General features: G+C 67.9%; 11 protein-coding genes. 5 read left to right on the top strand and 6 right to left on the bottom strand.

All coding sequences use genetic code 11. From position 1 onward, the window contains the following. Positions 1-14 precede the first annotated feature (14 nt). Positions 15-914, bottom strand: coding sequence for an NAD-dependent epimerase/dehydratase family protein (locus ACIBGM_RS08700; RefSeq protein WP_396384951.1), 900 nt, complete (start codon positions 912-914; stop codon positions 15-17). Between the two features lie 261 nt (positions 915-1,175). On the opposite strand from ACIBGM_RS08700, the gene ACIBGM_RS08695 reads away from it, so the two are divergent. Continuing rightward, entirely contained in the window at positions 1,176-5,123 is a 3,948-nt protein-coding gene (locus ACIBGM_RS08695) for a GH92 family glycosyl hydrolase (protein WP_396384950.1), read from the top strand. 198 nt (positions 5,124-5,321) lie between these two features. Here the strand turns inward: ACIBGM_RS08695 and ACIBGM_RS08690 are convergent, their stop codons facing one another. The 5 genes from ACIBGM_RS08690 to ACIBGM_RS08670 all read right to left on the bottom strand — a co-directional run bounded on the left by ACIBGM_RS08690 (position 5,322) and on the right by ACIBGM_RS08670 (position 9,842). After that, on the bottom strand, positions 5,322-5,615 hold the full coding sequence (locus ACIBGM_RS08690; protein ID WP_396384949.1) for a hypothetical protein: 294 nt from the start codon (positions 5,613-5,615) through the stop codon (positions 5,322-5,324). Positions 5,616-5,663: 48 nt separating this feature from the next. Further along, the gene (locus tag ACIBGM_RS08685) at positions 5,664-6,881 is read right to left on the bottom strand and encodes a mannosyltransferase family protein (RefSeq protein WP_396384948.1); all 1,218 of its coding nucleotides are present in this window, start codon (positions 6,879-6,881) and stop codon (positions 5,664-5,666) included. Between the two features lie 104 nt (positions 6,882-6,985). Then, positions 6,986-9,208, bottom strand: a complete 2,223-nt coding sequence (locus ACIBGM_RS08680; protein ID WP_396384947.1) for a transglycosylase domain-containing protein — start codon at positions 9,206-9,208, stop codon at positions 6,986-6,988. A 160-nt stretch (positions 9,209-9,368) separates the two neighbouring features. After that, complete coding sequence (locus ACIBGM_RS08675) at positions 9,369-9,539, bottom strand: hypothetical protein (protein WP_360513887.1); 171 nt, start codon at positions 9,537-9,539, stop codon at positions 9,369-9,371. A 39-nt stretch (positions 9,540-9,578) separates the two neighbouring features. Beyond that, on the bottom strand, positions 9,579-9,842 hold the full coding sequence (locus ACIBGM_RS08670; RefSeq protein WP_360513884.1) for a TIGR00366 family protein: 264 nt from the start codon (positions 9,840-9,842) through the stop codon (positions 9,579-9,581). Between the two features lie 172 nt (positions 9,843-10,014). On the opposite strand from ACIBGM_RS08670, the gene ACIBGM_RS08665 reads away from it, so the two are divergent. The 4 genes from ACIBGM_RS08665 (at position 10,015) to ACIBGM_RS08650 (ending at position 13,901) form a co-directional block, all read left to right on the top strand. After that, positions 10,015-10,599, top strand: a complete 585-nt coding sequence (locus tag ACIBGM_RS08665; RefSeq protein ID WP_396384946.1) for a helix-turn-helix transcriptional regulator — start codon at positions 10,015-10,017, stop codon at positions 10,597-10,599. Then, positions 10,596-11,675 (top strand): inositol-3-phosphate synthase, encoded by a 1,080-nt coding sequence (locus ACIBGM_RS08660; protein WP_360513878.1) that lies wholly within the window; start codon positions 10,596-10,598, stop codon positions 11,673-11,675. The genes ACIBGM_RS08665 and ACIBGM_RS08660 overlap by 4 nt, the downstream gene beginning before the upstream one ends. Positions 11,676-11,695: 20 nt before the next feature. Further along, on the top strand, positions 11,696-12,526 hold the full coding sequence (locus ACIBGM_RS08655) for a DUF72 domain-containing protein (RefSeq protein ID WP_396384945.1): 831 nt from the start codon (positions 11,696-11,698) through the stop codon (positions 12,524-12,526). 274 nt (positions 12,527-12,800) lie between these two features. Further along, positions 12,801-13,901: a hypothetical protein gene (locus tag ACIBGM_RS08650; protein ID WP_396384944.1), complete on the top strand. Its 1,101-nt coding sequence runs from the start codon at positions 12,801-12,803 to the stop codon at positions 13,899-13,901. The last annotated feature ends 45 nt before the right edge of the window (positions 13,902-13,946 follow it).

Below are 13,946 nucleotides of genomic sequence, written 5' to 3'. Positions count from 1 at the left end.
GGGTACTTGGGGTTTCACCGGGATTGGAAGTACTGCCACGTGCGGGCGAGCCCGTCTTCCAGCGACACCGCCGGCTCGTAGCCGAGGTCGTTCGTGATGTCGACGACCACCGCCGGCATCTCGCCGGCCGGCGCCTCGACGTGCTCGGCCGGCACCGGGCGGCCGGTGACCGCGCGGACCGCCTCGACCATCTCCAGCACCGACACGGACCGACCGGATCCGATGATCGCGCGACGGTCGTACGCCTTGTCGAGGGCGAGCATGATGCCGGCGACGACGTCGTCGATGTAGACCAGGTCGCGGCGCTGCTCGCCGTCGCCGTAGATCCGGACGCCCTCGTCCTTGAGCGCGGCCTTCATCATCCGCGGCACGAAGCTGTCCTTGTGCGACATGCCCGGTCCGTACACGTTGGTGAACCGCAGCGCGGCGGTCGCGAGGCCGTAGCTGCCCGAGTACGCCGAGAGCAGCATCTCGCAGGCCGCCTTGGTCGCGCCGTACGGCGTGAGTGGCCGGAGCGGAAGGTTTGCGTTGATGGTCGCCGTACCGACGTCACCGACGACGGCGTTGGTCGACGCGAGGATGAAGCGGTCAACGCCGCTGCCGCGGGACAGCTCCAGGAGCACCTGGGTGATGGTGACGTTCTGGGCGAAGGTCTGCATGGGCGCGTCGACCGAGCGCAGGACCGAGGTCAGCGCGGCCAGGTGGACCACGGCGCTCGGCCGGGTCTCGAACGCGGCGATGCAGACCTCCTGGTCGGCCAGGTCGCCGGTGACCACCTGCACGCCTTCGTCCCACGACGGGTCCGGCGGCTCCCGATCCACGGCTGTCACCGGGACTCCGCGATGCCGCAGGCCGGCCACCACGGCCCGCCCGATGAATCCGGCCGCCCCGGTCACCAGCACACGTTCGTCCATGGCTTCAACCTACCGCTGGAGTGTCAATCCCCCACCAGTCGTCGACAGTGCGCTACGAACTATTGACCAGGGGTGACGAAGCTGGGCAGGATCACCCCGGGCGCGGGCTGACAACCTTGTCATCGGGGCCGCGCACCCCACACCGGGGGACGGGGTGAGACCCGTTGCGCCGGTCCGGCCGTGCAAGGAGCGTTGATGAATCTCCGCCGCCCACTGGGGCTCGTCGCGTCTCTGGGACTCGTTGTGACAATGTCGACTGCCATGACGCCAGCGAATGCCGTCTCAACCACGTCGGAGGACCAGCCGGTGGCCACCGGGTCCTCCTTCTTCACCTCGTTCGAGCCGGGACAGCCACAGCCCGGCTACACCGACACGGTCGAGACCGGGCCGGACGGGAAGCCGCGCACCGACGGTGTCCGCGGCCCGACGCCGACCGGGATCGGCGGCAGCGAGATGGACAAGGTCACCGAGGTGACCGCGAACGGCGAGAACACCGGAGGCGGTGAGATCGCCACCAACGCCGCCGACGGGGACAAGTTCACCAAGTGGCTGGTGTTCGAGCCGACCGGCTGGCTGGTCTACCAGACCTCGGCCCCGGTGGTGATCCGCAAGTACGCGCTCACCTCGGCCAACGACGCCGACGGCCGCGACCCGCAGAACTGGACCGTCTCCGGCTCGAACGACGGGACCACCTGGACCACGCTGGACACCCGGACCGGCGAGAGCTTCGAGAACCGGTTCCAGACCAAGGAGTACAGCTTCTCGAACGAGACGCCGTACACCTATTTCAAGCTGGACATCACCCTGAACCACGGTGAGAACATCGTCCAGCTCGCCGACTGGTACCTCTCGAACGGCGCCCCGCTGCCGCCGCCGGGCCCGGTCGTCGAGTCCCGGCTGGACTCCGGCCCGACCAGCGCCTACAACGCCCGCGCCCGGGTCGGCTACACCGGCGTCAAGTCGTTCCGGTACGCCGGCCACCAGACCGCCGAGGGCCGCGGCTACAGCTGGAACCGGATCGCCGACGTCGACCTGAAGATCGGCAAGGACACCCGGCTGTCGTACAAGATCTTCCCCGAGCACACCGAGGGCGACCTCAGCTACCCGAGCACGTTCGCCGCGCTCGACCTCGCGTTCTCCGACGGCACCTACCTGAGCGATCTTCGCGCGCAGGATCATCACGGCTTCGAGCTCAGCCCGCGCGGTCAGGGTGACGCGAAGGGCCTGTCCACGAACCAGTGGAACAACGTCGAGGCGGACCTCGGCACGGTCGCTGCCGGCAAGACGGTGACCCGGATCCTGGTCGGCTACGACAAGCCGTCCGGCCCGGCCGAGTTCCGCGGCTGGATCGACGACATCCGGATCGCCGCCGCGATCAACCCCGACCGGGCCGCCCGGAAGACCGCGGCCAAGCACCCGTCGGACCTGGCGATCACCACCCGCGGGACGAACTCGACCGGTGGGTTCTCGCGCGGCAACAACTTCCCGGCGACCGCCGTACCGCACGGCTTCAACTTCTGGACGCCGGTCACGAACGCGGGCTCGACGTCCTGGCTGTACGACTACGCCAAGGGCAACAACGAGGCCAACAAGCCGACCATCCAGGCGCTGTCGATCAGCCACGAGCCGAGCCCGTGGATGGGTGACCGGCAGACGTTCCAGGTGATGCCGTCGACGGCCGCGACCCCGACCGCGGACCGCAAGGCGCGGGCCTGGTCGTTCAGCCACGACAACGAGATCGCCCGGCCGTACTACTACGGCGTCACCTTCGACAACGGCAACGCCGCCGAGATTGCGCCGACCGACCACGCGGCATTGCTGCGGTTCTCGTTCCCGGCCGGCAAGGCGTCGCTGGTGTTCGACAACGTGAACAACAACGGCGGCCTGACGCTGGACCCGGAGGCCGGCACCGTCACCGGCTTCAGCGACGTCAAGAGCGGCCTGTCCACCGGCGCCGGCCGGTTGTTCGTGTACGGCGTCGTCGACCAGAAGGTGATTGCCTCCGGCAAGCTGTCGAACGGCGGCGGCGCGAATGTCGGCGGGTACTTCGGCTTCGACCCGAAGGTCACCCAGGTCCAGCTCCGGATCGCGACCTCGCTGATCGGCACCGAGCAGGCCCGCCGGAATCTGGAGCTCGAGCTGCCGGCCGGGTCGAAGTTCGGCAAGGTCAAGGACGATGCCCAGGCCCGGTGGGACGCGAAGCTGCGCACCATCGAGGTCGAGGGCGCGACCGCGGACCAGCTGACCACGCTCTACTCGAACCTCTACCGGCTGTTCCTCTACCCGAACAACGGCTCGGAGAACACCGGCACCCGCAAGGACCCGGTGATCAAGTACGCGTCCCCGACCTCGCCGAAGGTGGGCACCGACACCCCGACCACGACCGGCTCGAAGATCGTGGCCGGCCAGACGTACGTGAACAACGGCTTCTGGGACACCTATCGGACGGTGTGGCCGGCGTACTCGCTGTTCGCCCAGGACTCCGCGGCCGACCTGGTCAACGGGTTCGTCCAGCAGTACAAGGACGGCGGCTGGATCTCCCGCTGGTCGTCGCCGGGCTACGCCAACCTGATGGTCGGCACCAGCTCCGACGTCGCCTTCGCCGACGCCTACCTGAAGGGCATCAAGGGCATCGACGTCCAGGCCGCGTACGACGCCGCCCTCAAGAACGCGGCCGTCGTGCCGCCGTCGCAGAACGTCGGCCGCAAGGGCCTGGACCTGTCCACGTTCAACGGCTACACGGCCAACACCACCGGTGAGGGCTTCAGCTGGTCGATGGACGGCTACATCAACGACTTCGGCATCGCGAACATGTCGAAGCGGCTGCACGACACCGCGAAGAAGAACGATCCGCGCAAGCAGGAGTACCTGGACAACTACAAGTACTTCCTGAACCGGGCCCGCAACTACGTGACCCTGTTCGACCCGGCGCTCGGCTTCTTCCAGGGCAAGGGGCCGGACGGCGTCTGGGGCAGCTCGCCGGGCACCTTCGACCCGCGCGACTGGGGTCACGACTACACCGAGACGAACGCCTGGAACATGGCGTTCTCGACCCCGCAGGACGGGGCCGGCCTGGCCGCGATCTACGGCGGCCGCGACGGGCTGGCGAAGAAGCTCGACGAGTTCTTCAGCACGCCGGAGGACGCCCTGCACACCGGCGGGTACGGCGGCACCATCCACGAGATGCTCGAGGCCCGCGACGTACGGATGGGTCAGTACGGGCACAGCAACCAGCCGTCGCACCACATCGCATACATGTACGACTTCGCGGGTCAGCCGTGGAAGACGCAGGAGAAGGTGCGCGAGGTGCTGTCCCGGCTGTACCTGGGGTCCGAGATCGGGCAGGGGTACCCGGGTGACGAGGACAACGGCGAGATGTCCGCGTGGTACCTGTTCAGCATGCTCGGGTTCTACCCGCTGCAGGTGGGTGCTCCGTCGTACGCGATCGGGTCGCCGCTGTTCACCAAGGCGACGGTGCGGCTGGCGAACGGCAAGAAGCTGGTGGTCAGCGCGCCCGGCAACGACGCGCGGAACATCTACGTCAAGGGCGTCCGGGTGAACGGCAAGAAGTGGACCTCGACCGCGCTGCCGCACGAGCTGATCGCGAACGGCGGCAAGATCGAGTTCGAGATGACCGACAAGCCGTCGAGGTGGGGCACCGGCCGGAACGACGCTCCGCCGTCGATCACCACGCCGGGCGAGGACCCGAAGACGTGGCAGGACTCCACGTCGGACGGGGGCGCGGTGGTCGGCGCCGGCGGTCTGGACGTGACCGCGCTGACCGATGACGACGCCAAGACCCAGGTCACGCTGACCGGCGCGAACCCGACGATCACGGTGGCGCTGCCGCAGGGCCGCCCGGTCGGGATGTACACGCTGACCAGCGGCGCCACCGGCGCGCCGCCGTCGGGCTGGGTCCTGGAGGGGTCGAACGACGGTACGACGTGGTCGCCGGTGGATCGCCGTATCGGGGAGAAGTGGGCCTGGGCGTCGTACACCCGGTCGTTCTCGATCGCCTCGCCGAAGGCCTACACGCAGTACCGGCTGGTGCTGACGGCCGCGGGCGCGGACGGCGTCACGTTGTCCGAGCTCGAGCTGCTCGGGACGCTGCGGGGTGTCGAGCCTGGCACCCACCCGAGCGACAAGCGGGCCGCCGAGACCAAGCCCAGCCCGACCCCGTCGGCGTCGATCGACCGGAACTACGGGTAAACGTCAGCGGGGCGGCGGCTGGTGCCGCCGCCCCTGCTGGACGATCTTCCGGCGGAGCCTGCCCCTGAAAGGTTCCGCCGGACGGAGTGAGGAGGGGTGGCGGTCCCCGCCCGGACTGCCACCCCTTCATCCCTAACGACGTGCGAACCGTCCGTAGGGTTGCCTCAGGCCGAAATCGTCCACATGCCGGACACCGAGTCAGGTGACGGCGGCGAACCAGACGAGGTTGAGCGCGACCACCACCGCGCCGGCGGCGACGGTGGCGGGCCAGCTGAGACCCGCTCGCCGGGCGAACACCGGCAGCGCGAGCGCCATCGCCAGACCGCCGATCTGCACGGTGAACAGGTCGCCGAGCAGGTCGACCACGCAGTGATCCGCCGACGGGGCGCACAGCGGAGCGCCGGTGCGCACCATCAGCTCGTACGCGAACGCGGCGAGCAGGCCGGCCAACACTGCCTGCAGCAAACTCCTGCCGAGCAACCGGGTGTCCATGCGATCACGCTAGGCGAGCGGGCACCCGCCGTACCTGAGTGAAACTACTCAGCCGGTCCAGCGGCCGGTGAAGAAGCCGGCTGCCCAGATCGCGGCCAGGGGTATCGCCAGGGCCAAGTAGAGGCGCCCGAGCCAGCGTTTGCGCTGGACGAGGACGGCCAGGCCGATCCAGAGCGGCCACCACAGGAGGGTCGCCCGGGTGAGCGAGTAGATCCAGAACGACGTGCAGAACGCGCCGACCGTGGCGGCGACCCAGGCGGCCTCGCCCCAGGAGCGGCGCCAGACCAGCCACGCGAGCAGCAGCAGGCCGATCACCAGAGTGACCAGCTCGGCCCGGAACATCCAGGTCCAGTCGCTGCGCTCGGCAGCGAAGTGGCCCCTGCTCGCGGCCTCGATGGTGTGCCAGATCGAGGTCCACGGCAAGGTGAACTCGCGCGCCCAGCCCTTCTCCTGCGCATCCTGCCAGGCGAACCACGAGCCGTGGATCTGCTTCAGGTACGCCATGAAGCCGAGCACCGGGACGGCCGGCAACGCCAGCCAGGGCAGCGACAGCCAGTCCCGCTTCTTCGAGGTGACGAACTCGACGATCAGTGCGAAGGCGAGGAAGATCCCGGATACCCGGACCGTCGATGCCATCGCGACCAGGATCGCGGCCCGGGCCCACCGGCCCTGCCGGGCGGCCAGCCAGGCCGGGAACGCGAACGCGCAGAACAGCGCCTCGGTGTAGCCGGCGGCAAGGAAGACAGCGACCGGCGCCGCGAACCAGACCAGCGCCGTGATCGGGCCGAGGTCCTTCACCTGAGGGAACTCGTACTGCGCCAGTCGCGCCAGGTAGACCGCGGCGACGGCGCTGGCGACCGCCGACACGACGATGCCCGCAGCAACGTAACCGATGCCGGTGTAGCTGACGAGTCGCACGAGCACCGGGAAGCCGGGGAAGAACGCGGCCAGCGGCGCCCCGGACGGCTCGCCGTTCGCGTAGCCGAACTCGGCGACCGCGTTCAGGTGCCAGACGTCCCACTGCAGCCAGGCCCGCCAGACGTTCGGAAAGTCCTTGCCCCGGTTGAACAGCAGCGGCGCCGAGATCGCGAGCAGGAACAGCCCGGCCCGGGTGACCAGCCACCAGCCGAGCACCTCCCGCGTCATCGCGGTCGGCATCCACCGTTGCCGGCGCACCCCTTCGACCCGAGCCCGCCGCGCTCCGCCCGGCTTCTCGGGCCCGCCCGGCTTCTCAGGCCGTTGCTCATCGGCCGCCCGCTCAAACACCGACGACCCACCCCCAGATACCCACCCGAGCCCGACTCACGCCCCCATGGTGCCCCATACCGAAAACAACCGGCGGCACCCGGGTGGGGTGCCGCCGGTCGAAGCTATTGTCCTGCGCCGGGTGTCTCCGGCGTCGCGGTCGGCTCGGTCGTCCCGGTCGGTAACGGTGGCCAAGCCGGCGTCTTGGTCGGCTTGGTTCTCGTCGGAGTCTCAGTCGTTGTGTTCGTGGGCTTGCGAGGCGTCTTCGACGGCGGGGGCGTGTTCGTCGGAGTTGGCGTGCTCTCCGGCGGCTTCGACGGCGTCGGCGTCGGCGTCGGGGTCGGGCTGTCCTTGATGGCGTCCTCGTCCGGCTCGGCGAACTCCGAGTCCGACACACCGTCGAGGGCCGGCTTCATGAACGCCAGCCAGGTCTTCAGCGGCCAGCCACCACCGAAGAACGCGGCCTCGTTCGAGTAGGGGTCGAGGTCCGACTCACCGGTCTTTCCGGCGCGGTAGAGGACCGCGGTCGAAAGCTCAGGCGTGTAGCCGGTCCACCAGGAGGTCAGGGTGTCGGCGCCGTCCTTGCAGCCGCCGCACTCGGCGTTCTCCTTTCGGTGCTCGACACCGACGCCACCTGCCGTACCGGTCTTGCCGGCTACCGCGCGGCCCAACTCACGGGCGTCGGTGCCGGTGCCCTTCTTGACCACGTCCTGCAGCACGTAGTTGACCATCTTGGCGACCTCGGGGTCGATGGTCTGCTTGCTCTGCTTGTCCAGCAGATCCTTCTTCTCGGACCACAGCACCTCGCCGTCCGGGCCGGTCACGCTCTTGATCGTGTGCACCGGGGCGAACTTGCCGTCGGCAGCGAAGGTCGCGTAGGCGTTCGCCATGTCGACGGGCGACGCGTACGGGTCCGGGCCGAGGACGGTGGACGGGTTGTCCCGGCCGACCTCCAGCGCCTTGGTCTTCGGGATGCCGGCCGCCTCGGCCGCGTCCACTACCTTGGCCGGCCCGTTCTCCATCTGCTTGTCGACCAGGTCGTAGAACGCGGTGTTGACCGACTCCTGGGTCGCATAGAGAAGATCGACCTCGCCGTAGTCCCGGTCGAACTCGTTGTTGAGCTCCTTGCCCTGGATCTCGATCGGGCTGTCGCCCTGGAAGGTGTCGTAGATGGTCTTCCCGTCCTTCAGCGCCGCGGCGACCGCGAACGGCTTGAAGGACGAACCCGGCCGGGCTTTGAGAGTTGCCCAGTTCAACTGACTCTTCAGGTAGTCCGGTCCGCCGTACATGGCCAGCAGGCCACCGGTGCCCGGCTGGACGGTGGCCATCCCGACATGGAGGTTGTCGCGCTTCTCCGGCAGCTCCTTCGTCGCCGCCGCGATCATCTTCTTCTGCAGGCCGTAGTTGAAGGTGGTGACCACCTTCAGGCCGCCGCCGCTGATCTCGTCCTCGGTGAAGCCCAGCCGCAGCAACTCCTTGCGCGCCATGTCGAGCAGGAAGCCGTTCGGACCCTTGTACCGGTTGCTCTTCTTCTGCTTCTTGCTGAGATCGGGCAGCTTGTTGGCGTATTTCACCGCCTGGGTGTCGTTGATCGTGCCCATCTGCCGCATACCGTCGATGACGTACCGGTACCGTTCGACGATCCGCTTCTGGGTGCGCGGGTCCTTGTCGTCGATGTCGAACATCGTCGGGTTGTTCAGCACCGTCGCCAGGAAGGCGGCCTGCTGCACGGACAGCTTCCGCGGATCCGGCTGTCCGAAGTAGGCGGCGCCGGCCGCGGAGATGCCGTAGGCGCCCTCACCGAAGTAGATGGTGTTGAGGTAACCCTCGAGCGTCTTGCTCTTGTCCTGCTGCCGGCTCAGCTTGGTCGCGATGAACAGTTCCTGGAACTTCCGGGAGACCGTCCGCTCCTGGGTCAGGTACATGATCTTCACGTACTGCTGCGTGATCGTCGAACCACCCTGCAACTGCTCGCCCCGCGCGATGTTGAACGCGGCCCGCGCCATACCCGACGGCGAGATGCCGGGGTTGGTCCAGAACGTGCGGTCCTCGGCCGCGATCACCGAGTCCTGGACGTGCTTCGGGATCTGTGACAGCGGCACGGTGGTCCGGTTCTGCTCGTAGAAGGAGCCCAGCGGGTTCTTCTGGTCCGCGAACGTCACCGTGGTGGTGTTGGTGGTGAACTCCTTGTTGATGTCCGGGATCTTCGTGGTCTGATAGACAATGAAAAAGGCGGCGACCGATCCGATCACCCCCACGAAGAACAGAGCGAGGAGCCAGCCGCCGACCCGGAGCGCCCAGTGTTTCTTGCGCTTGACGGGTACGGCCTTTCTACGAGCTTCACTCACAGTGCAATCCTCGACGATCTCGCGGAAGTCATTGCCCCACAGACTACGGTGGGTGTGGTAACGGCCCCGAATCCGCTCCGGATGCTAACAACCCACCCGGTCACCCGCGAGTCGGGCGGGCAGAGCCTTACCAAGTTCTGCCGGAGCCGATAGCAAGCGGTTACCCCGTGACGTGCGGTGCGAGCAAAGTCACGCCGACCAGGGCGGCGGGGAAGCAGGCCAGGAACATGGTGAAGGTGTAACCCATGATGTCGCGGGCCTTGAGGCCGAGGATGCAGGAGTAGATCGCGACCAGCGGCGGGAACAGGAACTGGTTGCTTGCCTGCACCAACCAAACCGGCTAGCCGGGCGGAGATGCCGGTGTACGCGATCATCCCGAGGATGCCGCCGTACAAGGGAACTGCACGAGTACGCCGGCCGCCGCCGGAGCGCCGTCGCGGACCGCCCGGGCCATCCGCCACGGCCGCCAGTGCAGCAGCAGCGTGAGCAGGAACAGGATCAGGTTGACCGTGTTCAGGTCGAGGGCGTTGAAGAAGCTCTTCCCGCTGAAGTAGCGGACCAGGTACACCACACCGAGCAGCACGATCAGCAGGCTGAACAGAGCACCACGAAGGTGCACATGGCTGTCGGCCATGACCCTCCGCTCCTGGACCACGACTCATCCTCGGCGTGTGGCCGTGAGCAAGGTGACATACGGCGACTTTGTCAGGTCTTGTCCACAGGTCTCGGTTCTGCTTACAGTGGCGGCACGATGTATCGAGTCGATACATCAGGTCATGACAAACTAGACCGAGGGAGGTGGGGTCATGGGAAACCGCAGTGGGGTCCTGGAACTCGCCGTACTCGGTCTGCTGCATGAAGCGCCGATGCACGGTTACGAGCTCCGCAAGCGCGTCAACGCCCAGTTCGGCTGGGGACGCGTGCTGTCGTTCGGTTCGCTCTACCCGTGCCTGAAGGCAATGCTCCGCAACGGCCTGATCACGGCCGACTCCGGTACGCCGGAGTCCGGTCGCAGGCCCAAGATCGTCTACACGATCACCGCCGACGGCAAGGACTTCTTCGCGCACGCGATGCACGACGCAGGTCCGTCGGCGTGGGAGGACGACACGTTCGGCGTCAGGTTCTCGTTCTTCGGCCGGACCGATCCGGCCACCCGGTTGCGCATCCTCGAGGGCCGCAGGGCCCGGATGGAGGAGCGGTTGGCCAACTTCCGGGCAGCGATGAGCCGGACCGCGGAGCGGATGGACGCCTACACCCTCGAGCTGCAACGGCACGGCCTGGAGTCGGCCGAGCGCGAGGTCCGCTGGCTGAACGAACTGATCGACGGCGAGCGGCGGCAACAGCGGCCCCCTGACCAGCATCACCCGCCTACCCAAGGAGATCCCAGATGACCTCGATCCGCGTAGCGATCGTCGGCGTCGGCAACTGCGCCAGCTCGCTCGTCCAGGGCGTGCACTACTACCGGGACGCGAAGCCCGCAGAGCGCGTCCCCGGTCTGATGCACGTCGTGTTCGGCGACTACCACGTCAAGGACGTGCAGTTCGTCGCCGCTTTCGACGTCGACGGCAAGAAGGTCGGCCTGGACCTCGCCGACGCCATCGGCGCCAGCGAGAACAACACGATCAAGATCTGCGACGTGCCGCCGACCGGCGTCACCGTCCAGCGCGGTCACACCCTCGACGGCCTCGGCAAGTACTACCGCGAGACCATCACCGAGTCCGACGCCTCGCCTGTCGACGTCGTCGCGGCGTTGCGGGAGGCGCAGGTCGACGTACTGGTCTGCTACCTCCCGGTCGGCTCGGAGCAGGCGGCGAAGTTCTATGCCCAGTGCGCGATCGACGCGGGTGTCGCGTTCGTGAACGCGCTGCCGGTGTTCATCGCCGGCACCAAGGAGTGGGCGGACAAGTTCACCGCGGCCGGCGTGCCGATCGTCGGCGACGACATCAAGTCGCAGATCGGCGCGACCATCACGCACCGGGTGCTGACCAAGCTGTTCGAGGACCGCGGCGTCACCGTCGACCGCACCTACCAACTGAACGTCGGCGGCAACATGGACTTCAAGAACATGCTCGAGCGGGAGCGGCTGGAGTCCAAGAAGATCAGCAAGACCCAGTCCGTCACCTCGCAGCTTCGCGACGAGATCGACGACCGGAACGTGCACATCGGCCCGTCGGACTACGTGGCCTGGCTGGACGACCGCAAGTGGGCGTTCATCCGGCTCGAGGGCCGCAACTTCGGCGACGTCCCGCTGTCGCTGGAGTACAAGCTCGAGGTCTGGGACTCGCCGAACTCGGCCGGCATCATCATCGACGCCATCCGGGCCGCGAAGATCGCAAAGGACCGTGGCATCGGCGGGCCGATCCTGTCGGCGTCGTCGTACTTCATGAAGTCGCCGCCGGAGCAGTACGCCGACGACGTCTGCCGCGACCTGGTCGAGAAGTTCATCCGTGGCGAGGTCGAGCGCTGAGGTCTCGCTAGGTTGTGGGTATGCGGCTGCACGTGGGATGTGCCCAATGGACACATCCCGCGTGGCCGCAACCCCCGCGGGACAAGCTCCGCGCGTACGCGTCGTGGTGCAACGCGGTCGAGAGCAACACGACCTTCTACGCGACACCGTCCCGCTCGTCTGTCGCGTCCTGGGCCGAGCAGACGCCGGACGACTTCCGCTTCGTGGTGAAGCTGCCCCAACTCATCACCCACGAACGCCGCCTGACCGGGGTCGAGGTCGAGCTGCGCGCCTTCCTCAACGCGATCGAGCCGCTCGGCCCCCGCAACCACTGCGTGTGGATCCAGCTCCCGGCGTCCTTCTCGCCCACCGACCTCGGAGCCCTCGCCGCCTTCCTGCACCAGGCATCCCGCGACCACCGGTACGCCGTCGAGGTCCGCCACCGCGCCTTCTTCGACGACTCCCGCACGGCCGGCAACCTTGAACGGGTGCTGGCGCGTGCTGATGCCGAATGGATCCCCTTCGACACCGGCACCCTGTTCGGCAAACGCCCCACCAGCTACGCCGAACGCGACGCCTGGATGAAGAAGCCCCGAGTCGCCCGCCGCACCCGAGCCCTCACCGCCTTCCCGACGGTCCGCTACATCGGCCGGGACTCGGTCGAGGAAACCATCGCCGGCTGGCAGTACCTCGTCGACCAGGTCACCACCTGGCTCACCGAAGGCCGCTCCCCCACGATCTTCCTCCACACCCCCGACAACGCCGAGTCCCTCAACCTGGCCCGCCACTTCCACGCGGCCGTGCGCACTCGCCTCCCGGACCTACCCGCCCTCCCCGACCCGGTGGAACTCGAGCCTCCGACCCTGTTCTGACACTTATCCACAACCGAAAACTTCGCGGCTGAAACTGGGCCGAATCTCCATATGTTCCCCGCCGAGATCACCCCTCGGGAGGAACCATGGAGCATTCATACCCCACCCCACCAACCACCTCGCCCCGCTCGACACCGGCGGAGCGACGGGCCAGAGCAGACTGGCTGGTCACAGAACTGCGGCGGCTCGCGGCGGCCACCGACAACCCGCATGAGCGAGCGAACCTCCAGAGATCCGCGGACTCCCTGATCCGCCTCGCCACGGCCCACCAGCCGTGACCGCCACCCTGGTCGCCTCGCACGCGGCCACCTCGCCCGACGACCTGCTCGCCCGCAGCGCACCGGCGGCGGTCGCGATCTCCGGCGCCGACCAGTCCGCCTGGAACGGTGAGATCGTCCAGACCACCGACGGCGTCCTCGGCCTCGCCCACTGGGACGGCACCCTGTACCTCGGCGACGGCATCCTCGACCCACTTCGCCAGATGTACGAGCGTGCCGGCCAAACCCAACCGGTGACCGACCTCATCAGCTACCGCGAGGCCCTGGCCACCCTCCTCCACGAACACGCCCATTTCCTCGGGCCGGCCGGCGCAAGCCAGGAGGCGGCACGGGGCGCCTTCATCCAGCCCGGCAGCCGCCAACTCGAGGAAGGCATCGCCGAAGCCTGGGCACAAGACCACCTGGACGAGTTCCTGATCCGCCTAGGAGTCGATGAAGTTGCCCCCGGCATCCACGACGTCGAGTCCACCGGCTACTACCCGGCCTTCGTCCCAGCCATCCGCATCCTCACCACCGACCTGGAGACCCGGGCCGGCCTCGACCAAGGCGAGGTCCTCAACACCCTCAACCGCCAAACCGCCGAAGGCCAGTTCCCCCTCCTCGTCGGCCTCCTCTACAACTCAACCTGCCTACCCGACCTGGACACCCCCACCCAGGCCACATCCACCCGCAACCGCCTAGAACTCCTCCTACGCGAAGGCCTCTCCCACCTGGACACCTACCAACTCCACCCACCCGGCCACGCTGCCGCCCGCTCCCGCTCCACCACCGCCCTCCTCCTGACCCACCTCCAGTCCGAACTCACCTCCGCCGAGTCCGCCCACCACCCCCACCCCACCGCCTGCGATCTCCCCGCCCCAACCCCCATCCCCACGCCCTCCACAGCCCCCGCCCCGACTCCCACCCCCGCACAGGCATCCGCAGCCGGGCAGCCTTCGGCCGTCCCCTCGCGCCTGATCCCGAGCCAATCGACCCAGCACGCCTTCTACACAGCCCTCGCCGGCCTGCCTCCCCCAACACTCACCCCAACCACCACGCCCACCTCAGCCTCTCCACCACCCCGACCAACCCCAACCTCCCAAGCCCTGTCCCGCTGACCACCAGCCCCACCTGCACGGCGAGAGCCCACCCTCCACCCGCGC

The organism is Kribbella sp. NPDC050470 (assembly GCF_044458365.1).
In the GTDB taxonomy this organism is placed as follows: domain Bacteria; phylum Actinomycetota; class Actinomycetes; order Propionibacteriales; family Kribbellaceae; genus Kribbella.
The sequence above is the reverse complement of the archived record's forward strand: the minus strand, read 5'-3'. Positions and strand labels throughout refer to the sequence as shown.